The organism is Undibacterium sp. KW1, from assembly GCF_009937955.1.
Taxonomy (GTDB): Bacteria; Pseudomonadota; Gammaproteobacteria; order Burkholderiales; family Burkholderiaceae_D; genus Undibacterium.
This window is the reverse complement of record NZ_AP018439.1, coordinates 2,005,932-2,029,107: the sequence shown is the minus strand read 5'-3', so window position 1 is coordinate 2,029,107 and position 23,176 is coordinate 2,005,932. Positions and strand designations below refer to the sequence as shown.

The window sequence follows — 23,176 nt, the reverse complement described above, 5'->3', positions numbered from 1 at the left end:
GAAGGTAGTCTTGAGAAAACTGGTCAGTGTAGCGAGCCAGGGACATGAAACTATCCCCGCGAAAACCCGATATTTTACCAGAGCATGAGGTCCATACTACAATTGCGACTCTTTGGAAGTACAAACAAGCATCAAACTGGACTATTTTCTGCCATCAAACATTTTGCTTTACCAGTAAAACGCACACATGCTATCAAAAAATCACCGCTTTACCCTGGAAGATGTAGCTGCACAATTTCCCCGCGACACGTTTATACGCGGAATGGACTATGCAAATGACAACAAAGTCAAAGGCTGGAGTTTTGAAAATGACTTTATAGAGTCAGAGGTACAAGGCAGCGGACGCAATATTTACACTCAGGAAATCGAGCTAATCTTTGATGGCAAGGGAGCACTTGAGGAAGTCATCGGAGGCTGCAGTTGTCCAGTTGAATACAACTGCAAACATACTGTTGCAGTTTTGCTCAACATTTTGGACCACCAACAAAAAAAATCTCCTTCTGGCAAACCTGCGATAGAAGCGTCGCTTAGTTTTGCGGAGCAAAAATGGCTACACGAACTGGAATTTGCGCAAAATACCAGCCATATCAATCAATACGTTGTTTCACATAGAGAAGAAAAAACGGACGACGGTTTTTTGATATTTACCCTCTCGACCTTGGGGAACGGCAAGGAAATTCGCCTCATCCCTGGCAAAGCCAAGCTCAATGCCAAGGGCGAACTCAAGTACACCAAATTGTCTCAGGCTGTGCGCGATGTGATGCGTACCAGTAATTTCATCAAGGGCGATGACTACGATTTACTGGCATTGTTCAATATGAGTACGATGAATTCCTATTACTACTCGTACTACAACCCCAGAGAGAAGATGGGGGCAGTCTTGCTTGAGCGTATTGCCAAAGCAGGCAAACTGTACTGGTTAAGCACTGAGAATAAACAAAGTTCGATAAAGAAACTCGAATTTTATGAGCAGCAACATGCCCACCTGACTTGGCAGGAGGAACAGGGCTTCTTGCGCCTGCGCTGGCAATTATCAACTCAAAGCGATAGCTTGCCCGAAACATATTACCTATTGCCTACCGATCCCCCTGGATAGTAACACCGCAGAGTTGCGGCAAATTGCATGCCGCAGCAACCGGAGACTTGGATTTGCCTGCACTGATCAGATTGGTCGAAGAAGCGCCGTCAATTGCGATAGGGCGTCAAAAAACCCGCATTGCTATGGCGCATAAATTACTGGAACTGGGGCTACAAAACAGCATACCCATGCCCGCTGAATTAACAATGATTCAACGCGACGACATCAAAATGCGTCCCGCACTGATCTTGGGTAGTCAAGAGCGCAGCCCTACTGAAACAGTGGACTTTGCCCTGCTCCAGTACGCTTACGACAACAGCTTCATCCCCTTTGACTTGGCGGGAGTAGGCATCACACGTCGCAATGGTGATCATGTTGAAAGTATCACCAGGGACAAAAAAGCAGAACAAGCCGCCCTGCAAACCCTGTTTGATCTGGGATTTTCCCCGGAAGATATCAGTTCGTCAAACGCTGGTGATGTGTTTGTACTTGGAGATCAAAACGCCTGGTTGAAATTTACTACCCAGCAACTGCCTATATTTTATGATCAAGGCTGGGATTTGCGTCTGCTCGATAGCTATCGCTATGACCTGGAAGAGGTAGAAGACTGGTATGCCGAAGTCGCGGAAGAAAACCAGCAATCCACCTGGTTTGATCTGGAACTGGGCATCGTCGTCAACCAGACTAAAATTTCACTGCTGCCCTTGTTGGTTGGCCTGATACGCCAGGCTCCACAAGATTTTAGCGTGCAGCAACTGAACCAGCGCGCCGACGATGAACAAGTCTTGCTGAACCTGCCTGACAATAGCCGGGTGGCTCTTCCCTATGCACGTATCAAACCTATTCTGCTGGTGCTTGGTGAATTGTATTTCAATGAACACCAGGGCGACGCCATACGACTTCCCATGCTGGACGCGGCACGTCTGGCAGAATTATCGGCCACCACACAATTACGTTGGATAGGTGGTGAGCGCCAGCAAGCCTTTGGTCAACGTCTTGCCGAGTTTGGCGGCATCAATAGCATTACACCGCCAGCAGGTCTGCATGCCAACCTGCGCGATTATCAAAAAGAAGGTGTGGCATGGATGCAGTTTTTACGCGAATACCAACTCGCAGGCATACTGGCTGACGACATGGGCCTGGGCAAAACCATACAAACCCTGACGCATATCCTGATAGAAAAAGAAGCAGGCCGACTTACGCAACCTGCACTGGTAGTCGCCCCTACCAGTCTGATGGATAACTGGGCCAGTGAAGCGCAGCGCTTCACCCCTGGTTTGCGCATACTGGTCCTGCATGGAAAAGAGCGCAGCAAACTGTTTGAACAAATCCCGCAGGTTGACCTGGTGCTGACCACCTATGCCCTGTTGCCGCGCGATGAAGAAGCCTTGCGCCAGCATCGCTATCACTTATTGATACTAGACGAAGCCCAATACATCAAGAATGCCCAGGCCAAGGCCAGCCAGACGGCCAGCCTGCTGCAGGCTAATCACCGCCTTTGCCTGACTGGTACGCCTTTGCAAAATCATTTGGGCGAATTGTGGTCACAATTCAATTTTCTGGTGCCAGGTTTATTGGGAGATGTCAAAGCGTTTACCAAGGATTTCCGCAACCCCATAGAAAAGCTGGGCGATACTCAACGCCATGCTTTGCTGACACGCCGTATCAAACCTTTCTTGTTACGACGGACCAAGGACAAGGTTGCCACCGAATTGCCGGCTAAAACCGAGATAGTCCGGCACATAGAACTCAGCGGAGCACAACGCGACTTGTACGAAACCGTGCGAGTGGCCATGGATAAAAAAGTACGGGATGAAATTGCCAAGAAGGGAGTGGCGCGCAGCCAGATCATTATTTTGGACGCCTTGCTTAAATTACGCCAGGTTTGTTGCGACCCCAGGTTGGTAAAAATAACAGGAGTTAGCGCTGGCAAGGGCAAAGCACCGCCTTCAGCCAAGCTGGCGGAACTCATGGAAATGGTGGAAGAATTGCTGTCTGAAGGCCGCAAGATACTGGTATTTTCACAATTCACCAGCATGTTGGCCCTGATTGCCGAAGCCCTGCAAGAAAAAAAGCTGAGCTATGCCATGCTGACTGGAGATACCGAGCATCGCGGCGAAGTGGTCAGACGTTTCCAGGAGGGTGACGTGCCGTTGTTCCTGATCAGCCTGAAAGCCGGTGGCGTAGGCCTGAACCTGACCGCAGCCGACACCGTCATCCATTATGACCCTTGGTGGAACCCGGCAGCAGAAAACCAGGCCACCGACCGCGCCTGGCGCATAGGCCAAGACAAGCCAGTATTTGTCTATCGCCTGATAGCCAAGGGTACGCTGGAAGAAAAGATACAGGAAATGCAGGCTAAAAAATCTGACCTGGCGCGCGCCATACTTGACCAGGGTGAAATCGCCAGTGTGCAACTGACTGCAGAAGACTTGCAGGGCATTTTTGAACCATTGAAATAAAGAAAGACTTATGGAAGGCTTACACCTGACCGCCGACTGCTTTGACTGTGAAGCAGCGCCAGAATATTTCGTCAGCCCACAAAGCCTGCGTCTTTGCCTCAGCGACATCACCATCGCTGCGGGCCTGACCATTGTTGGGGAAAAATTTCACCCCTTCACGCATGAAGATGGCAGCCCGGCTGGCGTCACAGGAGCCTTGCTGCTGGCAGAGTCGCATGTTGCCATCCACACCTGGCCAGAACGCAATGCAGTGACGCTGGACGTGTATGTCTGCAACTTCAATCATGACAATGGCAGCAAGGCCAGGCAAATTGTCGATGCATTGATTGCTGTTTTCCAGCCATGCACAGTCTCGCGTCAGGAATTGCAACGCGGTGAACATGGTCCCGCCATGGCCTTTGAAGCCCTGACAGAAGATAGCTTTGCAGCCACCCGCATCAATCAGGTATTGGTACGTCAGCGCAGCGCCATGCAGGATATCGAGATCGCCGTCACCACCAATTTTGGCAAAGTCATGCGCATAGATGGTGCCATGATGACTTCAGAAAAAGATGAATTCTTTTATCATGAATGTCTGGTGCATCCTGCTGCCATGACACATCCGGAACCACGCTCTGCCCTCATCATTGGTGGTGGCGATGGTGGGTCTTGTGAAGAATTACTGAAACACCCCAGCATCGACAGCATCACCCTGTGTGAAATTGATGAAGAAGTCGTCAAGATGGCACGCCAGCACTTGGGCAGTATCCATCGCGGCGCGCTGGATGATCCAAAAATACAACACCGTTATGAAGATGGCTTTGCCTATGTCCATAACAGTACAGAGCAATTTGATCTGATACTGCTGGACCTGACCGACCCGATCAGCCCGAATGGCAGCTCACTGGCAGCCACCTGCATGACAGAAGAATTTTTCCAGGCTTGTGCGCAAAGGCTGACTGAGCAGGGCATGCTGGTACTGCATCTGGGCAGCCCCTACTATCATCCGCAACGCTTTGCGGGTACTTTGCAAAAACTCAGCAATATATTTCCACAATTACATCCGTATACCGTTTTCATTCCCCTGTACGGTGCCTTATGGGGAATGGCTATTGCCGGCAAGCATGGCAACCCATTATCGCTAAGCCCGTCAACGGTAAATCTTCAGATCAAACACCGTGGTTTGCCATTGCTAAAGTATTACAATGGCGATGTGCATCAGGCATTATTTGCCTTACCCAATTATGTGAAAGACCTGATGCCACGACCCTAACATGGGAAAACAGGAGAAACCGTGAGTGCCGGAAAAACCAAACAACATGGCAAACGCAGAGTCAGCCGCACTCTGCCGCTAATGCTAGTGACCAGTGCTGCCCTGACTGCATGCAGTGTCAGCAGCGATAATGCAGACAGTGGCAGCCAGGAACTGACATCCATACGCGACCAGTATAAAAACCTGGAAGACTGCCAGAAAGACTGGGGTACTGGCACGGCTTGCGAAACCGTGGCCTCCAGCACTGACCTCAATGCCGCCAGCATGCCAGCCTCATCGACTGGTAGCAGCTACACTGGCACTAGTGGCAGCCACTACAGCGGATACTCACACAGTTTTTTCGGGCCATATTATTCGCCTGGTTATCGTGACACGGTGCAAAGAAATTTCGGTGTCAGCAATTCTGGCAGTGATCACGCCGTCAGCCGCAGTGTTTCCACCAGCCGCAGCAGTGTCAGCCGTGGTGGTTTTGGCGGCACGGCACACGGCCATAGCGGGGGTGGTTAATGATACGTACTTCATTAACGCCACGCACGGGCTGGCAACAACAATTTGAATCCCTGGGATTTCCTTACCACTCCATTGATGGTCTGTACTGGGATGAACGTTATGCCTATCGTTTCACGGCAGAGCAAGTAGATACACTGGAACAAGCGAGTCTGGACTTGCACCAGATGTCATTGCAAGCCGTGGATCATGTCGTCAAACATGGCATGCAAGAAAAATTTGCCATTCCCCAGGCCTTCTGGCCGCAAGTCGAAGACAGCTGGCGTGCTAAGGAATTTTCTTTGTATGGCCGCTTTGACCTGAGCTGGGATGGCACAGGTGCGCCCAAGATGCTGGAATACAATGCCGACACACCCACTGGTCTGGTTGAATCGAGTGTCGCACAATGGTATTGGCTGCAGGATGTATTTCCTGATGCTGACCAGTTCAACTCCCTGCATGAAAAACTCATAGAACAGTGGAAAAAATTCCCTGGCAAAGGCCTGTTGCACTTTGCCTGCGCAGGTGGCAATGAAGAAGATGAAGGCAATCTCTCTTACTTGCGCGACACTGCCATACAGGCGGGCTTTGCCACCAAGCAGTGCGCGATAGAGTCCCTGGGCTGGGATGAAGACGAAGGCGTGTTCGTCGATGATCTCGACAGCCGTATTGATAACCTGTTCAAGCTCTACCCATGGGAATGGCTGTGCCGCGAAGATTTTTCCAATCACTTGCTCAAGCGCCCCATGCGCATCATAGAGCCAGCCTGGAAAATGATCTTGTCGAACAAGGCGATATTGCCGATATTGTGGGAACTGTTTCCGAATCACCCCAACCTCTTGCCCGCTTATTTTGATGCATGGCGTATCAGTGGCAACCATGTGAAGAAACCTCTGTACTCGCGTGAGGGGGAAAATATTTCCATCTATGCCAATGGTGAAGTGATGCATACTGGTGGTGATTATGGTGAAGAAGGCTATATCTACCAGGCTTATGCCCCACAGCCCAAATTTGATGATGGCATCACACCGGCTTACACCTCCATCGGTGCCTGGATAGTGGGTGATGAACCAGCAGGCATAGGCATACGCGAAGACGAAACACTGATCACAAAAAACACCAGCCGTTTCATTCCCCATTATTTTGTAGAATAGGATAACCCATGAGTGAACAATTACTGGCACACGGCCTACTCGCCTTCTTCAGCCATATTGCAGCCGCTTTCGTCTTGCTGGCGATATTTGTCGTGGTGTACATACGCATAACACCTTACCGTGAAATTGCCCTGATACGAGAAGGTAATATTGCAGCAGCGGCCAGCCTGTCTGGCGCAGTACTCGGTTATTGCACTGCCCTGGCCTCAGCCATTGCCAACAGTGTCAGCCTGATCGATATGTGCTTCTGGGGCGTGATAGCGCTACTCATACAATTACTGGCCTTTGGTATTGCCCGCTTGTTGATACCCGGCATAGTCTCTGACATACCAGGTAATAAAATTGCCTCTGGCGTTTTTCTTGGCGCCCTGAGCCTCGGCCTGGGTATGCTGAATGCTGCCTGCATGACCTACTAAAAATTAATGCTTTTGCTTTTGAATACAGAGAATTGAATGCCACGTTTTTACTGCCCTCTCCCTTTAAGCATAGGGATCACCATCGACCTTCCGGATGAAGTCGCGCACCATGTTTTTGTGTTGCGCCAGAATGTGGGCGATAACATTCATATTTTTAATGGCGAAGGTGGCAGCTATGTAGCCACCCTGATCCAGGTCGCCAAGAAAAACGTGACCGCTGAAGTCAAAGTGTTTTTGCCAGAAGAATGTGAGTTACCTTATTCGCTAAACCTGGTGCAGGCACTGCCAGAAGCATCCAAGATGGACTGGATCATTGAAAAAGCCATGGAACTTGGCGTCAGTGCAATCCAGCCCTTGGCAGCGCAGCGCTGTGTCGTCAGGCTGTCAGCAGAGCGTGCCGAGAAAAAGCAGGCGCACTGGCAAGGCATCATCGTTGCAGCGGCTGAACAATGTGGGCGCAACCGCCTCGCTCACCTGGCACCGTTGATGAATTTCAACCAGTGGCTGAGCCAGCAAGATATGCATCAGAGAATATTGCTGACCCCGCGCGCAGAACAATCACTGGCAGACTGGTCACGCCATCATCCCGCACAAGCTGTAAGCTTAATGGTTGGGCCTGAGGGCGGTTATTCCGATGAAGAAGAAAGTCTCGCTATTAAACACGGCGTGCTGGCACTATCCATGGGGCCACGCATATTACGCACCGAAACGGCAGGCCTGGCTGCGATTGCCATGTTGAATGCAGCATGGGGTGGCATGTAACGGACTCAGCAAATTAAAAGAGAAAATTTCCATCGCCGCAAAACATTGTCAAATTTCATACAGAGTTCACAATTCCCGCCGATACTCAGATTTACACTTGCTGCACTTTATCAATTCAAAGAGGAACATCATGGGATTACTCGATAGCGCATTAGGCATGCTTGGCGGCATGAACCAGGACAATGATGGCAAGGCAGGCTTGATGCAGGCAGTGGTTGCCATGCTGGGTGACAAACAACCTGGTGGCGTTGGTGGTTTGCAAGCCCTGATCAGCGCCTTCCACCAGGCGGGCCTGGCTGACATCGTGCAGTCATGGGTGGGGACGGGACAAAACATGCCCATCTCTGCCGCACAAATCCAGCAAGCCTTAGGGGGCGGTCAGTTGCAGCAACTTGCTGATGCTGCTGGCATTTCACAAGAAGGCGCAGCAAGCCACCTCGCTGAATTTTTGCCAGGCATTATCGATCACCTGACCCCACATGGCCAGGTGCCTGAAGCTGGCAATATCAACCCGGCTGCGATGCTACAACAGTTTTCATCCCTGTTCGGCAAGTAAGCATCAACAACTCGCCAGGAAAAAACAGCGGCAGACTCTCCTGTCGCTTTTTTTATGGAGTAAGGTAAATCTCCACCCTCTCCTTACCCCGCCCTATATTGTTACGCTTCAATTTTATCTGTCCCAACTCTCCAGTACGTTTGACATGCGTACCGCCGCAAGGTACCCGGGAAAATCCTGCGATTTCCCAATAACGTCGTTCTGTAGTTTCATCTTCAAAAGCGCATGTGATGTCGAGATTTGCATCAATAATGGCCTGCGCTTCTCGCGTATAAGCAGGCAGCAAGGGTGCGATACTTTCAGGCCAGGTGAAGTCTATGCGCGCCTTGTCTTGTGCAATATGCGCGCCGACCTTGCCCACGCCTGGCAACGACTTGCAAAACAATTCCAGCACCAGCTCAGCCGCAAAATGCAAGCGCATGAGACGATAACGTCTGTCCCAGGCTATGCAAACTTCCACCTCCTGCCCGGCCAGCAAGCCGTGGTCATCAGCCAGGGTATATACCAACTCCAGCCCTTCCTTGCGTGCCGCAACAACTGCGTGCCCAGCAATGCTGCCATGATCACTTTCCTGCCCACCAGAGAAAGCAAAGAAAATGGTCGATGCGAGGTAAATGTCATTACCGTCCACTTTGCTGACTTGCGTTTGCAAACTGGTTTGATACGGGTCATTCCAAAAAAATTTCTTTGTCAATTTACATCCCTGGATTCAAGATACCAGTCTGGCAGAGCTTCGCGTCTCGCTCTCCAACTGTCAGGGATACCTTTGTCGCCAACGAAGGAGGCAACGACACCTCCTGCAATCGCACATAAAGTATCGCGATCTCCACCTGCACTGACAGTCAGCCACATGGTTTTTTCAAAATCTTCCAGTGCCTGTCCGCAACACCACAAGGCCAGCGGCACTGTATCTTGTGCCGACATATGATTACCATTACCCAGAACATAAACCAGAAAATCCATAGACCCTGCTGTCGCTATGGATTGCGCGCGAACCAGTTTGGAACGCACTTCACTTTGCGGTAACAAGTCGATAATTTTTCCTAAAAATTCTGTATGTTTGGGGCGTATTCCTACATCGCTGTAAAGGCAAGCGTGCGCGGCAGCCAATGCAACTGCAACGGCTCCCGCTATTCCTTCTGGATGCCCATGCGTCACTTCGGCAGACAAACTCGCCTGCCTCATTAACAAATACAGGTCATCGGCGAAATATGCGCCCAATGGTGCTGCACGCATGGCAGCGCCATTACCATAAGAACCCTGCCCTTCAAAAGCGCTAGCAACCACCTCCTGCCATGCTTCGCCAGCGTCAATACGTGCCAGCACTCTGTGCATGGAAGGGCCATAAGCACGGTCATAGCTATAGTGTTTCGCAAAACTTTTTGCGAGGATGTCCTGATCAATTTCACCATGACTGCGCAATACATGTACGATGGACAAAGTCATCTCTGTGTCATCAGTAAAGTACCAGGGGGCATCAGGCAATTGTTTTCCTTCAGCAAGCAGCAACTGATTTTCTGTCTGAAAAAAACACTGTCCAAAAGCATCGCCGATGGATAAACCTTCCAGTGACGTCAGTGCGCGTTCTAATGATTTCATTATTCAGGTATTTTTTATAGATCGCTAAACAAACTCAAAATCAAAGTTTGATCTCAACCTTAAATCTTGATTTAATTTTCTGTCAATGGCAATGCCATATTTAAGATACGCCCTGACTGGCGATCGGACAAGCATTGCGTATCTCAGCATCTGACATCAGGAAAGTCCAGTGTTGTTCGTAACGTGGCAATTCAGTCGCAAGTCGCCCCAGGTCCAAGGCTTTGCGATAAATGATACTGACAAAAATATCTGCCATCGTAAATTGATGGCCAACTGCAAATTGACTTTGTAGCCATAAACGATTTTGCAATTTTTCCAAATTGATAAACAGCCAGTTGGCACGCACTGGCCGCATCTGCTCCTTGCTCCAGTCGGGATGATAATAGCGGACGGTACTGCTATTTTGCTGGGGGTGTATGGAAGAATTGACTGCCTCGCAAATCTCCCGCACCTGGGCGCGCGCGAAGGCCTCGGTATATTGCAGTGGCGGATCAGGTGAGATCTCTTCAATGAATTCGGCCATGGCCATGGATTCACTCAGGGCAATGCCATTGACTTCCATCAGTGGTACGCGGGCAAAGGGGCTCAGCAATCTGACCTGTTCACCAACATCACCCAAGCCTACATCAATGCGCTCGTATGCGATTTTTTTATAGTCAAGTATCCACAACAGGCGTTCGCAGCAGTTTGCATCTGGTGCGTGATAAAACCTGATTTTCATTTTGATCTCCGGCATTCGTTACGTAGATGGCTTGGCTAGATGACATATATTACCGCGAATCACAGAAATAAAAAAAACCCGCCAGACCTGGCGGGTTTTCTCGTTTTTACTACTTCAGCATATAAAAAGTTTATTGCGAAATCAGCGATATATCGTCGATCAGGAAAGACGTCGCTGTCACGCTACCTTCAACACCCACAAAATACACGCGTATGGTCTGACCTTTATAGCTGCTCAGGTCAAAGGTTTTGTTGACATAGGTCGTACCCTTATTCAGGTTCGAGTACGTCGCCAGTGTTGCCAGTACCGTGCCACTGCTGTTTTGGATTTGCAGTTTGAGGGTATCGTAAGCCTGGGTTGTCGTGGTTTCTGCCGAACTGACTTTCAACCAGAAACTCAGGCTGGCGGATGTGGCGGCAGCGGGGATAGTCACTTGCTGATACAGGGTATCAGTGTGGGCACTGCCATAACCATTGAGCCAGGCTTTGTAGCTGCCTGTGCGAGATGCTTCAGAGCCACCGGTACTGATCACGCCTGAACTGGCCGTCCATGAACTGGCACCACTCTCGAAGCCGCCGTTGGTAATCAACTGCGTCGAGGTACTGTTATTGACAGTAAAACTCACGGCAGAAGAAGTGCCAATATTATTGGCAGCATCATAGGCTTTGGCCGTCAGGCTGTGCGTACCATTCGACAAGGTGGTTGAATTCAATGTCGTTGAATACGGTGAAGCTGTGCTGGTTGCCTTCAATGTACCGTCAACATAAAACTCAACTTTAGTGACGCCTACATTGTCTGTCGCTGTAGCTGACAGAGTAATGTTGCCACTAGTGCCGCTTTCACTGGCCGACACGGTAGGTGCGGTAGTATCACTGACAGGGTTATTGATGGTGAAGCTGACTGCCGATGAAGTACCAACATTGTTGGCCGCATCATAGGCTTTGGCAACCAGGCTGTGGCTGGCGTTAGTCAAGCTTGTGGAGTTCAGCGTCATGCTGTACGGTGTACTGGTGGCAGTGCCTTTGAGTGCACCGTCGACATAGAACTCAACTTTACTGACACCGACATTATCTGTCGCATTGGCAGACAAGGTGATGTTACCGCTAGTACCGGATTCGCCTGCACTGACTGTCGGTGGCGTGCTGTCTGTACTATTCGATTGGGTAACCCAGATCGGTGCAGACCACAGGATTTTACCGTCGTCCTGCGTGATTTTTGCATAGTAAAAATGCTCGCCCACTGCCGGAGTAATTGTCGTCGTCGCTGTATTCGACAACTGTGTCACCGTGCCATTGCGACCTGGTACACCTTCATAAATCACAACGGTAGAAACAGTTCGCCCACTGGTGTTGGCAAAATTGCTGACCAGGGTCAAGGCACCACTATTCGTAAACCGCTCACCCATGACGTGACCATTCGCTGTCAGAATGATTTGCGAATTCTTGTCCATAGTAGCGAAGACGCGGCGGGCTTTTAAAGCATCCACAAAATTTGTGGTATTCAATGCTGCACCGTTTGCCAACAAAACACCTGTGCGATTGGTATAAGAAGCACCCCAGTTGGCACAGTGGTTATCCTGGTCTGTCGTGAATGCGATGTGGAAACCTGCTTCCAGTGCCTTGTTACAAGCACCTTCATAGGTGCTGCGACTGGTTTCTGTCTCTGTCGTATTAGTAGAGAAAGCGGAAGTATTCAAGACTTCGCAAGCAACCATAGCCTGATCGCCATCTGCGGTATAACCGAATGCAGTTCCACCCACCAGGAACTGTCCGCTGCTTGAAGGGTGATTAAATTGCCCTACCCAGCCACGCTGACGCATCAAGGTGTATAAGCCGGCATAATCATTTTTTGTAGTCAGCGTATCTGCTAGTAATTGGCTGCTGCTATTGTATTCCCATCCCAATAATTCATTGGCATTGAAAATATTCAAGTGCCCACCATTGTTGATGACACCCCACTCCAGACCATAAATCCCAAGGAAGCCTGTGTGGCTGGAGTTAAAACTGCTGGCAGCGGCAAGACCGGATTGATACAGGTTTTTTGCAGATGCCGGTGTGGCAGAAGCGTTCGTGCCGTCAGAGCCATCGTACATATGGTTGTGCTCAGATGTCATCAGGAAATCCAGGCCCTTGTTCAATGCATATTGATATGCATCCGTTGGACCATAGGCAGCAGATTGTGGGTTTTGCGCACCTGTGCATGAAGTTAGCTCGCCCCCCCCATCACTATGATTGGTCTGGCTGTGCAGGTTGCCGTAGTAGATAGTGTAAGGCAGTGAACCTGTTGCCGGCGCCGGCGGCGGTGCCATGCCTGCTACGGCCTTGGTAGCAGCAGTGGATGAGGCAGCAAGGGCTTTACTGGCCTTGGTAGGCAAGGCGGCAAAGCTTGGCATTTTTGGTGTTGCCAGTTTGCCGACTTGCAGCGGCCAGCTTTGTGTAATGATTTCTGTATCGTGGACTGCCAATGCGCGCTCAACCGTGCTGGCAACATCGCCAGCGGGAGCGGCTTGAATCGCAGATGTATCCGTCGCCTTGGCGGTAAGCCTGACTTGATAGACGCCGTCTTTCAAAGCTGCGCCAGTTGGGCCACGGCCACTCCAGAACATTTGTGCGGTGACAGTTTTCTTGAACAGTTTTTCTGTGCCATACCAGCGATCGACGACCTTGCCGTCGCTGCCCAGCAACTCCAGACGCCATGTGATGGTTTGTTCTTTCGTCACATAGGGGTATTCGAATTCCATCGTGAAATAGCGGGATTCGGCACCAGCTTTTGCATCCGAGCGATATGGCACATGCAGACTTGCCTCAAACTCATGATGATCCGGGATAGATGCGTAGGCAGCTTCCATGCCCGCAAAACTGACTGTAAAAATAAGACTGAGTTGCAATGCCAGCACTTTTAGCTTGCCGGCTTTTTGTAGACCTTGCATAAAAATATTCCCCCTGAATGATTGTTCATTAGTATTGATCTATGTGGCCGTCTCGCACATATCCTCATCCAGATGAAAACATCAAAGCAGAGTCATACCTTGCCTGCACATATCCCCTCAGGAATACGCCTATCTCGCTTCTTTTTCTTCAGCCTTTGTTCAGATATCCGTAAGCAGCCATTCTTGTACAGCTCTACTATTTTTCTTACCACCATGCTGTTTGCAGCTTTCAAGAAACGAGATTTAACGACAGTTATATTAAGCAATCGTTTGCGCAAACGATTACTAGATTAACATCCGCTTATGTCAGTTTTGTTACCAAGGTTTGACTTTTTTTAACAAATTTGCGAAAAAACCACTCTTGCTTATCTGTTTTGTGCATTTCTATGACTTTTGCACCACAATTTTTGAAGGTGCACCAAAACAGACGAGAGAATGTTTTTCCTGAAGGAAATTTAAATTTCTGCAGTGAAATATTTTCGAAAAAGATGAATAACAAAATCTGTGCAAAGCAGAATTTTGCTATTTCATGCGCGCAATGTAGCCTGATGCTTGTTCAACCAATCGATTTGCTCTACGGTATCGGGAACGCCAACGCCACGTGCCTTGCTGATTATTGCCAGAGCAGCATTTGCATCAAGCCCGTGTCGTATTAACACTGCTGCGGCAAGCAGGCCAGTCCGCCCTATCCCGGCGCGGCAGTGGATGACGGTATTGTTCCCCTTGAGAATGTCATCATGCAATCGCGTCACTAGTTTCTGCGTGGCAGAAAAAGATGATGGCAAGCCTCTGTCCTTGATGGGGTAATGCATAAAATTGATTTGATTTGCTGCGCATAAGTCTGGCGCAGTCCGCAAACCCAAGTCACGTATTTCATGGGTCTCTAACAACGAGACCATCCTGCTGATGCCGAATTGCGCAATCCCGCGAAATTCGTCTTCTATCCATTCGCCAGCAACGGGCTTGGCCATGACGGCAAGAAAACCCTTGCCAATCTGAGTGACTTTATAAATATCGGGGCGCATTGCTATTTGCTGTTGAGAATCATGTCAGCTTGATTTGCACAATACTAAGAGCATTGCGGAGGGAACTTGCCAAAATATTTCCCCATCCTGTCGCCCGTGCCAGGTTTGCCTATGGTCAACACAAGCTGTTCATTTATCCAATCAATTTTCGATACTTGCGTAAAGACTTTGCCTTTATTGCTGACTTCACTCACCAAATCACCAGCATCATTGATCTTCCAGGTACCCTCAATAAAACTCAGCCCAAGTTTACGCAAATCTTCCGCCTTTTTCCCACAAGGTGGATACATGACAAAACTATGGTCCGCCTTGTATTGAACCACTTCTCCTAAAGGGCTCGACGATTTGTAAAGAGCCAGTTTATCTGCGCTTAATGCAGCAATTTCGGCGGTCAAACCTTTTAGCCATGTGCCGATAAGCAGTTGCTCTTTATCCTTGATAGCCGATTCCAGGCTGAATGCGTAACCGGGGCATATCACCATGAGAGCTAACATAAAATTGAGTGATTTTAATCTGATCATGGCGGGCGACTTTACTTGATAATTTTGAAGAACAACAATACTAGCAACAATTCTGAAATCATTTAAGAAATCTTTGCTTTCCCGCGTCCTTCAACATCAACTTCTTGATCATCCCCACAGGTGCACTGCCATAGCTCAGGAATTGCTCATGGAATTGCTTGAGTTTGAACTTGTCGCCCTGCTGTTTTTTAAGTTGCTCGCGGAATTCAAGTATCTCGCTATAACCACTGAAATAGCTGGTGAGTTGCACGGATGTGTATTGCACGCGCAGCCATTTGCCATCGGCTTCTGCCTTGGTCTGGAAAGCCTGGTTCATCAAAAAGTCTTTGGCTTCTGCCTCTGTCATGCCGAGTACATGCACCAGATAATCGAGGATGGTATTGCAGACGGCGCGCAAGTTCCATTTGTAATACATAAGCCACATCTCTGGCGTATTGCCGCCATAGCCGGACTCCAGCATCATACGTTCGCTATAAACGGCCCAGCCTTCTATCATTGCGCCATTGCCAAACAGGGTCTTGATGACTGAGGGTGATTTATTCGCATGCTGCAGTTGCGTGTAATGGCCAGGGATGGCTTCGTGGATGTTCAATATCTGCAAGACCCAGTGATTGTATTCCCGCAGCGTGCTTTCAACTTGGTCGGCGGGTTGTCCATCAAAAGGGGTAACGTTGTAATAGGTTTTATCATTGGGTCTGAAGATGCCAGGCGCTTCGATAGAGGCCAGACTGACGCCGCGTTGATATACTGGTGTCTCACGTACGACCAGTGGCTTTTTCAAGTCCAGGCTGACGAGATCATGTTCGCGTATCCACTTTTCCAGCAGCGGCAATTGCTGGCGAATTTCAGGGTACAAGTCTTTTGCGACCACATGATTTTCAGACAGTTTGTCGATGACCATGGCAATCTTCTTGACGCGGTCAGCAGGCTTGGCTTGCGCACCCATGGTTTTATCCCAGAGCTGGTCAGCCAGTTTTTCCATATTATTGTGCGCTTCGTCCCTGGCAGTCAGTGCGCGCTGGTAAGTCTGTTCGGCACTCAGTGAAGACTGGATATCAGCAGTGAATTTACCTTCATATAGCTGCTTGCCTATGCGGAAAGAACGGGCCGTTGCAGTATCAAGTTTCTTTTCCAGATTTTCCAGGAATTGCACGTAGTCATTGACCGCAGCCCGGGCATTTTTCAAGCCGTCTTCCAGCGCCTGCTTGTCTTTTGTTGCGAGTTTTTCCTGCGATGCTGCTTTCTCCAGATCAGCCAATACCGAAATCGCGCCAGCACTTTGCTTGATCGCCAGGCGGGTGTGTTCAGGCGTAGGGTTTTTGATGCTGGCTTTGGCTGCTGCATAATAGGCAGGCACTGCTTGCAGGCGCTGTATTGCTACCTGTACCCGTTTTGCTTTCGGCGCGAAGTCAGTATTGAGAATGGCATCAAAACTGCCTGCAATATTATGCTGGGTGGGGTTCCATTCAAATTCGCGGAACTGCGTCAAATACCATCGTGTTCCATTCAGGTAATTGCGCATCAGCGCCAGGTCAGTCTGTTCTTTGGCGGACAAGGCATCTGCCCCCACCTTGTTCAATTGCGCCAGCCAGTTATCTGTGAATGCAACATAGGCATCGCGGGTAGCCTGGTCTGGCAATACCAGTTTATTAGCATCCTGATAACGGCCTGCTGCCATCGCCATGTCCGGGTCTTGTTGCCACAATGCGCTGAGGAAGGCTGTCTTGATCTGTGCAAAACCCAGGTCTGCCTTCTTGCTTTCCACTACAGTCGAGGGCTTAGCAGCCAGGCTGAGAGGAGGAGCAATGATCAATGACGACAACAAAGTCGCAAGAACAACAGGACGAAATTGGATGGGCATAGTGAGTTCCTAGTAGGCTAATAGCAGGCTTAATATATTAAGAAACATGAGGTTAACATAAGATGGTGCCTGCCAGCTGTATTTTTTACTTTGTCCCAATGAGGAAAACTCGCTTGCAAAACCGTGCGCATCCTCACACAGCCCTCTTCCAGGCAGCATTCTTTGTTACACTCCAGCCTTGGCCAGACACTGGCAAACCTGCAGCATCAACAAAATCAACAAAAAGAAAAATATGAACACCCCCGATCCCGCTCTGCAATTGCACTGGACAGAAAACGACGAAGCACGCTCATGCCGATGGCATTCCGAGAGTGGTGCACCAGCGCCCAAGCGCGTGCAGATTGCCGATGACCGCATGAATGTCGAAACCGCCTATAAGCTGGCCTGCGAAGGCACGGCTCTGCTATGGCGTGGTGATTACCACAATGCCAAGCAGCTATTGCAGGCACTGGCACGCCGCATCGATAAAAAACCAGCCAGGGCCAGCAAAAAGGCCAAGGTGCCTGAATCTGCGAAAGAAGCATTCAACCTGCACCGCCAGGCGCAGTCTCAAAGAGCGCGCGTACTGGCCATGCTCTTGATACCCTTTGAAGCCGATTACCGCATCACCCTGCGCCGTGCGCCGGATGTAACACTAGCCTGCCGCGAAGTCTATGGCGAGCCCAGCACAGCCTTTGTGGCTTCCCTGCGTGAATTACTGGGTTTGATAGGTGCGCATGAATGGCGCAAGAATGGCGTAGAGATCGCTGCGCTGGGTGCAAAAATCCACCCTTACTACGGTGTGTTTTCTCCAGTACGTGGTGAATACATAGATTTGCTGGCAAAAGCCCCGCTGCCATCGACGACACTGGCTTTTGATATTGGTGTCGGCACTGGTGTGCTGTCTGCCTTGCTGGCCAAACGTGGCGTCAAAAAGATCATCGCTACCGACCAGGACCAGCGCGCCCTCGCCTGTGCCCGTGAAAACATAGACAGACTGGGTTTGTCCAGCCAGATTGAATTGGTGCAGGCAGACTTGTTCCCGCCAGGTCGCGCGCCTTTGATAGTGTGTAACCCGCCATGGTTGCCAGCACGTCCTAACTCACCGATAGAATATGCTGTGTATGACCCTGACAGCCGCATGCTGCGCGGTTTTCTGGCTGGCGTGGCAGAACATCTGGAGCCACAGGGTGAAGCCTGGCTGGTCATGTCAGACTTTGCCGAACACCTGGGCCTGCGTACTGCGGCAGAGTTGCAAGGCTGGATAGATGCAGGTGGCCTGACAGTAGCTGGCAAGATGGATATCAAACCGCGCCATCCAAAATCCACAGATGAAAACGATCCCTTGCATGCTGCCCGCGTCAAAGAAGTTACTTCATTATGGCGTTTGAAATTAAAATAGCATTTGTATTTGTGGTCAGTAGCTATCAAAACACTGACCACATGAATTGATTAATTGTTTAGAAAATTAGCATCATGATCAACAAACCCGCCCGCATCCTGACCTTTAAATGCAAAAATTGCAGCAAATCCGTCCAGGTTTTCTTGCAAAAAGTCTCTGCCTGCTCGCACATTCAACCCTATCAAGGCATTTGCAACTGCGGCGAGATCATGAAACATGCGACTGGCAATAAGGAAGCTGTGCAGTCTTATCTGAGCTCCAATGATGTTTTGTGGTCACATCATCATTGATTCATGCCTCAAATGCTGAGAAATGAGAGGATTTCACAAGTTAAACCCTTGTGAAATTTGCATTTCAACCTCAGATCAGGTCTATAGCCAGACGAAAGCATTTATAATCTACGGCTTTGCAGCAGTTTTCTGGAAACAATGAAGGTATTTCGCGGACTTCCAAATGCAGCCTCCCGTGCCCCCTGTGCGCTGGCGATAGGCAATTTTGATGGCGTGCATCTGGGCCACCAGACTTTGCTTGCCCGTTTGCGGGATGCCGCCACACGTCTGGGCATAGAAGCTGCCGTCATGACATTTGAACCACATCCACGTGCATTCTTTGCCCAGATGCTGGGTGATCTGTCGAAGGCACCTACCCGTATCGCCAATTTGCGCGACAACATGGCTTCGCTACAAGCTGCCGGTGTTGACCGCGTCATCGTTGAACATTTCAATGCCCACTTTGCTACATTGTCACCGCAAGATTTCATAGAAAAAGTGCTGGTCGATGGTCTGCATGTGAAATGGGTCATGGTTGGTGAAGATTTTCGCTTTGGTGCCAAACGCGCTGGAGATGTCGCCACCCTGACCGAAGCAGGCTTGCGTCATGGTTTTACCGTAGAGACGCTGCCCTCAGTACAAAACAAGGGCGTGCGCATCTCCTCATCTGCAGTACGCCTTGCGCTGGCGAATGGTGATTTTGATGAGGCAGAAGCCCTGCTGGGTCACCCTTACCGTATTTCAGGCCATGTGGTGCACGGCCAAAAGCTGGGACGCACCATAGGTTTTCCTACGCTGAACCTGCGTATTGCCCATCACCGCCCTGCCCTGCATGGCATCTTTATCGTGCAGGTTCACGGTTTGGCCGAACAGCCTTTACCCGCCGTTGCCAGCCTCGGCGTACGCCCTACTGTCGATGACAGTGGCCGTGTGCTGCTGGAAACCCATGTATTTGATTACAGCGGTCATGCCTACGGCAAAGTCGTGCAGATAGAGTTCTTGAAAAAACTGCGCGACGAAGAAAAATACATAGACCTGCCTACCTTGACTGCGGCCATCAACAAGGACGCTGAACAGGCACGTGTCTATTTTGCCGACAGCCACCGCCCTGCCCGCTCTGCCACTGACCGAATTTGAAGCTCACACTTTGTTTGTTGTGATTGCTTGTGACTTCATCCCGATTTTAAAAATAGAAAACTCATTATGTCTGAAAACAAAGCGGCAAAAACTGCCAGTAAATACCCGGTCAATATGACCGAAACCACCTTCCCTATGCGCGGCGATCTGGCCAAGCGCGAACCCAAATGGGTCAAGGAATGGCAAGACAAGAAAATCTATGAACGCGTGCGCAAGGCATCTGCCGGTCGTCCGAAATTCATCCTGCATGACGGCCCACCGTATGCCAATGGTGATATCCATCTGGGCCACGCCGTTAACAAGATCTTGAAAGACATGATCGTCAAAGCCCGTACCATGGCTGGCTTTGATGCACCGTATGTGCCAGGCTGGGATTGCCATGGCATGCCTATCGAAATCCAGGTGGAAAAACTGTTTGGTAAGAATCTGCCAGTGGCAGAAGTGCATGCCAAGGCACGCGTGTATGCAAATGAACAGATAGAAAAACAAAAAGCTGGCTTCATCCGTCTGGGTGTATTGGGCGAATGGGATAACCCGTACAAAACCATGGCCTTTGGCAATGAAGCGGACGAATTGCGCGCACTCGGCAAATTGCTGGAAAAAGGCTACGTCTATCGCGGCCTGAAACCAGTCAACTGGTGTTTTGACTGCGGCTCTGCCCTGGCGGAAGCTGAAGTTGAATATGAAAACAAGCGTGATCCATCCATCGATGTCGGTTTCCCGTTTGCGGAACATGACAAACTGGCTGCCGCCTTCAAGCTGGACAAACTGCCGCTGGACAAAGGTTACTGCGTCATCTGGACTACAACGCCATGGACCATCCCATCCAACCAGGCGCTGAACATGCACCCGGAAATCACTTACGCCCTGGTCAAGACCCAGCGCGAAGGTGAAGACATCCTGCTGATACTGGCAAAAGACCTGGTCGAAGCCAGCCTGACTAACTACGGTCTGACAGGTGAAGTTATCGCCACTTGCCTGGGTGCGGATTTGTCTGAAATCAAATTCAAACATCCATTGTCAGCACTGGATGCTGGCTATGACCGTTTTTCTCCAGTCTATCTGGGTGAATATGTGAGTACAGAAACCGGTACTGGCGTGGTCCACTCTGCGCCAGCCTACGGTATCGAAGATTTCCAGTCATGCAAGGCGCATGGCATGAAGGATGACGATATCATCGCCCCAGTCATGGGTGATGGCAAATTCGCATCCAGCCTGCCTTTCTTTGCTGGCATGACGATCTGGGAAGCATCCAAACCTATCTGCGACAAGCTGCGCGAAGCGGGTACCCTGTTCTCATTCAAGATGTTTGAGCATAGTTACATGCATTGCTGGCGTCATAAGACACCGATCATCTATCGCGCCACGTCACAGTGGTTTGCCAGCATGGACAATACGCCCAAAGCCGGCGGTGACAGCCTGCGCCAGACCGCATTGAAAGCCATCGATGAAACTGCCTTCTTCCCGGCATGGGGCAAGGCACGTTTGCATGGCATGATCGCCAACCGTCCTGACTGGACCTTGTCACGCCAGCGTCAATGGGGCGTGCCTATGGCCTTCTTCCTGCATAAGGAAACTGGTCAATTGCATCCACGCACACCAGAGTTGCTGGAACAGATCGCCCTGCGCATAGAAAAAGAAGGCATAGAAGCCTGGCAAAAAATCGAAGTCGCTGATTTGCTCGGTGATGAAGCAGCCATGTATGTCAAGAACCGCGACACCCTGGACGTCTGGTTTGATTCTGGCGTGACACATCAGACCGTCTTGCGCGGCTCACATAAAGAGCAGTCAGCCTTCCCGGCAGACCTGTATCTGGAAGGCTCTGACCAGCATCGCGGCTGGTTCCATTCTTCTTTGTTGACAGCGTCGATGCTGGATGGCCGTGCACCATACAAAGCTTTGCTGACACATGGTTTCACTGTTGATGGCGATGGCAAGAAGATGTCCAAGTCTTTGGGCAATACACTGGCACCGCAAAAGATATCCGACACACTGGGTGCAGACATCTTGCGTCTGTGGGTGGCATCTTCTGATTATTCGGGCGAACTGTCCATCTCTGACGAAATCCTGAAACGCGTGACGGAAGCCTATCGCCGCATCCGTAATACCCTGCGCTTCTTACTAGCCAACACTTCTGATTTTGATACTGCAAAAGATGCAGTCGCCATCAACGAATTGCTGGAGATAGACCGCTATGCCATCGCCAATATGGCAGCATTGCAGAAAGAAATCCTGACACATTTTGATGCGTTTGAATTCCACCCTGTGGTCAGCAAATTGCAGTCATTCTGTTCGGAAGACCTCGGTGGTTTCTACCTCGACATCCTGAAAGACCGTCTGTACACCAGCGGCGCGACTTCGCATGCGCGCCGCTCTGCACAGACTGCAATCTGGCATATCACGCAATCCCTATTGCGTCTGATGGCACCGATGCTGTCTTTCACTGCTGAAGAAGCATGGCAATTCTTTGCTGCTGCCGATGCGTATAAAGACAGCGACGAAACCATCTTCACGCAAACTTATTACAGCTTGCCTGAGATTGCAGATGCAGAAGCCTTGTTGGCCAAATATGCCGCCCTGCGTGCAGTGCGCACGGATGTGACCAAGCAACTGGAAGAAGTACGTGTGGCTGGTGGCATAGGCTCATCCCTGCAGGCAGAAGTGACAATCAAGGCCAGCGGCAACAAGTTTAATGTATTGAACAGCTTTGCCGATGACTTGAAATTCACCCTGATCACCTCAGCAGCAGGCGTGGAACAGGTCGCCAGCGAAGCCGATGAAGCCGTCGTTGTTACTCCATCCAAATACGAAAAATGCGAGCGTTGCTGGCATTATCGTGCAGACGTGGGTAGCAATGCTGAACACGCTGGACTGTGTGGCCGCTGTGTCAGTAATCTGTTTGGCGCTGGCGAAGCGCGTCGCTTTGCATAGTAAAAATGTAGTTGCAGTGTAGTTGTGAGTGTGGGGCAGGCGCAAACCTGCTCCTGCCTGCATTAATCAAGACTTCACAAGAGTTCAATATCCATGGCGACCAAAAAACGTCCTGCTGCATCAAATAATTCTTCAGGCACCAAGTCATCTGGTTCCAGCCTGATACCCTGGCTGGGTCTGGCCGCCATCATTATCTTGCTGGACCAGGTCACAAAAATCACGATCAGCAAGGCCTTTGCTTATGCCGAAACTCTGAGCATTACCTCATTTTTCAACCTGACACTGGTGTACAACAAGGGTGCAGCTTTCAGCTTTCTGGCCGCAGAAGCAGGCTGGCAGCGTTATTTCTTTACTGCTATCGGTTTGATCGCAGCTGCGTATATCACTTACCTGCTGAAGCGCCATGCAGGACAAAAACTGTTTTGCACTGCACTGGCACTGATCATGGGTGGTGCGCTCGGTAATGTTATCGACAGGGTGTTGTATGGCCATGTCATTGATTTTCTGGATTTTCATTACCTGGAAATTTACCATTTCCCGGCATTTAACATCGCAGACAGCGCAATTTGCGTAGGTGCTGCATTATTCATAGTAGATGAATTACGCCGCGTCAAAAAATAAGGAGTAGCACCATGA

20 protein-coding genes are annotated in these 23,176 nt (G+C 50.0%); 13 read left to right on the top strand and 7 right to left on the bottom strand.

From position 1 onward, the window contains the following. The first annotated feature begins 187 nt into the window (after window positions 1-187). The 8 genes from UNDKW_RS08985 to UNDKW_RS08950 all read left to right on the top strand — a co-directional run bounded on the left by UNDKW_RS08985 (window position 188) and on the right by UNDKW_RS08950 (window position 8,166). The gene (locus tag UNDKW_RS08985) at window positions 188-1,096 is read left to right on the top strand and encodes an SWIM zinc finger domain-containing protein (protein ID WP_162058423.1); all 909 of its coding nucleotides are present in this window, start codon (window positions 188-190) and stop codon (window positions 1,094-1,096) included. Window positions 1,097-1,149: 53 nt separating this feature from the next. Further along, window positions 1,150-3,540, top strand: a complete 2,391-nt coding sequence (locus UNDKW_RS08980; RefSeq protein WP_162058422.1) for a DEAD/DEAH box helicase — start codon at window positions 1,150-1,152, stop codon at window positions 3,538-3,540. Between the two features lie 10 nt (window positions 3,541-3,550). Next, on the top strand, window positions 3,551-4,792 hold the full coding sequence (speE, locus tag UNDKW_RS08975; RefSeq protein WP_162058421.1) for a polyamine aminopropyltransferase: 1,242 nt from the start codon (window positions 3,551-3,553) through the stop codon (window positions 4,790-4,792). A 21-nt stretch (window positions 4,793-4,813) separates the two neighbouring features. Further along, a complete protein-coding gene (locus UNDKW_RS08970) occupies window positions 4,814-5,299 on the top strand; it encodes a hypothetical protein (RefSeq protein ID WP_162058420.1) in 486 nt (161 codons plus the stop codon). Continuing rightward, window positions 5,299-6,432 (top strand): glutathionylspermidine synthase family protein, encoded by a 1,134-nt coding sequence (locus UNDKW_RS08965; RefSeq protein WP_162058419.1) that lies wholly within the window; start codon window positions 5,299-5,301, stop codon window positions 6,430-6,432. Before UNDKW_RS08970 ends, UNDKW_RS08965 begins: the two co-directional genes overlap by 1 nt. Before the next feature lie 8 nt (window positions 6,433-6,440). Beyond that, complete coding sequence (locus UNDKW_RS08960) at window positions 6,441-6,848, top strand: DUF350 domain-containing protein (protein WP_162058418.1); 408 nt, start codon at window positions 6,441-6,443, stop codon at window positions 6,846-6,848. A gap of 36 nt (window positions 6,849-6,884) precedes the next feature. After that, window positions 6,885-7,610 (top strand): 16S rRNA (uracil(1498)-N(3))-methyltransferase, encoded by a 726-nt coding sequence (locus UNDKW_RS08955; protein ID WP_162058417.1) that lies wholly within the window; start codon window positions 6,885-6,887, stop codon window positions 7,608-7,610. Window positions 7,611-7,740: 130 nt separating this feature from the next. Continuing rightward, a complete protein-coding gene (locus UNDKW_RS08950) occupies window positions 7,741-8,166 on the top strand; it encodes a YidB family protein (protein ID WP_162058416.1) in 426 nt (141 codons plus the stop codon). A 52-nt stretch (window positions 8,167-8,218) separates the two neighbouring features. On the opposite strand, the gene UNDKW_RS08945 is transcribed toward UNDKW_RS08950, so the two are convergent. The 7 genes from UNDKW_RS08945 to UNDKW_RS08915 all read right to left on the bottom strand — a co-directional run bounded on the left by UNDKW_RS08945 (window position 8,219) and on the right by UNDKW_RS08915 (window position 16,822). Then, window positions 8,219-8,860 (bottom strand): alanyl-tRNA editing protein, encoded by a 642-nt coding sequence (locus tag UNDKW_RS08945; protein ID WP_162058415.1) that lies wholly within the window; start codon window positions 8,858-8,860, stop codon window positions 8,219-8,221. Next, the gene (locus UNDKW_RS08940) at window positions 8,857-9,765 is read right to left on the bottom strand and encodes an ADP-ribosylglycohydrolase family protein (protein ID WP_162058414.1); all 909 of its coding nucleotides are present in this window, start codon (window positions 9,763-9,765) and stop codon (window positions 8,857-8,859) included. The genes UNDKW_RS08945 and UNDKW_RS08940 overlap by 4 nt, the downstream gene beginning before the upstream one ends. 100 nt (window positions 9,766-9,865) lie before the next feature. Continuing rightward, complete coding sequence (locus UNDKW_RS08935; RefSeq protein ID WP_162058413.1) at window positions 9,866-10,486, bottom strand: glutathione S-transferase family protein; 621 nt, start codon at window positions 10,484-10,486, stop codon at window positions 9,866-9,868. A 130-nt stretch (window positions 10,487-10,616) separates the two neighbouring features. Next, entirely contained in the window at window positions 10,617-13,415 is a 2,799-nt protein-coding gene (locus UNDKW_RS30955) for an Ig-like domain-containing protein (RefSeq protein ID WP_197893124.1), read from the bottom strand. A gap of 527 nt (window positions 13,416-13,942) precedes the next feature. Next, window positions 13,943-14,440, bottom strand: coding sequence for a dual specificity protein phosphatase family protein (locus UNDKW_RS08925; RefSeq protein ID WP_162058412.1), 498 nt, complete (start codon window positions 14,438-14,440; stop codon window positions 13,943-13,945). 44 nt (window positions 14,441-14,484) lie between these two features. Beyond that, window positions 14,485-14,961 (bottom strand): hypothetical protein, encoded by a 477-nt coding sequence (locus tag UNDKW_RS08920; protein ID WP_162058411.1) that lies wholly within the window; start codon window positions 14,959-14,961, stop codon window positions 14,485-14,487. Window positions 14,962-15,019: 58 nt separating this feature from the next. After that, on the bottom strand, window positions 15,020-16,822 hold the full coding sequence (locus UNDKW_RS08915) for a DUF885 domain-containing protein (protein ID WP_162058410.1): 1,803 nt from the start codon (window positions 16,820-16,822) through the stop codon (window positions 15,020-15,022). Between the two features lie 232 nt (window positions 16,823-17,054). Between UNDKW_RS08915 and UNDKW_RS08910 the strand changes: the two genes are divergently transcribed. The 5 genes from UNDKW_RS08910 (at window position 17,055) to lspA (ending at window position 23,161) form a co-directional block, all read left to right on the top strand. After that, on the top strand, window positions 17,055-18,203 hold the full coding sequence (locus UNDKW_RS08910) for a class I SAM-dependent methyltransferase (protein WP_162058409.1): 1,149 nt from the start codon (window positions 17,055-17,057) through the stop codon (window positions 18,201-18,203). Window positions 18,204-18,277: 74 nt separating this feature from the next. Continuing rightward, window positions 18,278-18,493: a hypothetical protein gene (locus UNDKW_RS30370; RefSeq protein WP_110257360.1), complete on the top strand. Its 216-nt coding sequence runs from the start codon at window positions 18,278-18,280 to the stop codon at window positions 18,491-18,493. Between the two features lie 138 nt (window positions 18,494-18,631). After that, on the top strand, window positions 18,632-19,609 hold the full coding sequence (locus UNDKW_RS08900; RefSeq protein ID WP_162058408.1) for a bifunctional riboflavin kinase/FAD synthetase: 978 nt from the start codon (window positions 18,632-18,634) through the stop codon (window positions 19,607-19,609). 66 nt (window positions 19,610-19,675) lie between these two features. Next, complete coding sequence (ileS, locus tag UNDKW_RS08895) at window positions 19,676-22,540, top strand: isoleucine--tRNA ligase (protein ID WP_162058407.1); 2,865 nt, start codon at window positions 19,676-19,678, stop codon at window positions 22,538-22,540. A gap of 93 nt (window positions 22,541-22,633) precedes the next feature. Beyond that, a complete protein-coding gene (lspA, locus tag UNDKW_RS08890; RefSeq protein WP_162058406.1) occupies window positions 22,634-23,161 on the top strand; it encodes a signal peptidase II in 528 nt (175 codons plus the stop codon). Window positions 23,162-23,176 lie beyond the last annotated feature (15 nt).

Coding starts and splice junctions, on each gene's coding strand:
- UNDKW_RS08985 (WP_162058423.1), top strand. CDS start 188: ATGCTATCAAAAAATCACCGCTTTACCCTGGAAGATGTAGCTGCACAA.
- speE (WP_162058421.1), top strand. CDS start 3,551: ATGGAAGGCTTACACCTGACCGCCGACTGCTTTGACTGTGAAGCAGCG.
- UNDKW_RS08965 (WP_162058419.1), top strand. CDS start 5,299: ATGATACGTACTTCATTAACGCCACGCACGGGCTGGCAACAACAATTT.
- UNDKW_RS08960 (WP_162058418.1), top strand. CDS start 6,441: ATGAGTGAACAATTACTGGCACACGGCCTACTCGCCTTCTTCAGCCAT.
- UNDKW_RS08955 (WP_162058417.1), top strand. CDS start 6,885: ATGCCACGTTTTTACTGCCCTCTCCCTTTAAGCATAGGGATCACCATC.
- UNDKW_RS08950 (WP_162058416.1), top strand. CDS start 7,741: ATGGGATTACTCGATAGCGCATTAGGCATGCTTGGCGGCATGAACCAG.
- UNDKW_RS08940 (WP_162058414.1), bottom strand. CDS start 9,765: ATGAAATCATTAGAACGCGCACTGACGTCACTGGAAGGTTTATCCATC.
- UNDKW_RS08935 (WP_162058413.1), bottom strand. CDS start 10,486: ATGAAAATCAGGTTTTATCACGCACCAGATGCAAACTGCTGCGAACGC.
- UNDKW_RS30955 (WP_197893124.1), bottom strand. CDS start 13,415: ATGCAAGGTCTACAAAAAGCCGGCAAGCTAAAAGTGCTGGCATTGCAA.
- UNDKW_RS08925 (WP_162058412.1), bottom strand. CDS start 14,440: ATGCGCCCCGATATTTATAAAGTCACTCAGATTGGCAAGGGTTTTCTT.
- UNDKW_RS08920 (WP_162058411.1), bottom strand. CDS start 14,961: ATGATCAGATTAAAATCACTCAATTTTATGTTAGCTCTCATGGTGATA.
- UNDKW_RS08915 (WP_162058410.1), bottom strand. CDS start 16,822: ATGCCCATCCAATTTCGTCCTGTTGTTCTTGCGACTTTGTTGTCGTCA.
- UNDKW_RS08910 (WP_162058409.1), top strand. CDS start 17,055: ATGAACACCCCCGATCCCGCTCTGCAATTGCACTGGACAGAAAACGAC.
- UNDKW_RS30370 (WP_110257360.1), top strand. CDS start 18,278: ATGATCAACAAACCCGCCCGCATCCTGACCTTTAAATGCAAAAATTGC.
- UNDKW_RS08900 (WP_162058408.1), top strand. CDS start 18,632: ATGAAGGTATTTCGCGGACTTCCAAATGCAGCCTCCCGTGCCCCCTGT.
- ileS (WP_162058407.1), top strand. CDS start 19,676: ATGTCTGAAAACAAAGCGGCAAAAACTGCCAGTAAATACCCGGTCAAT.
- lspA (WP_162058406.1), top strand. CDS start 22,634: ATGGCGACCAAAAAACGTCCTGCTGCATCAAATAATTCTTCAGGCACC.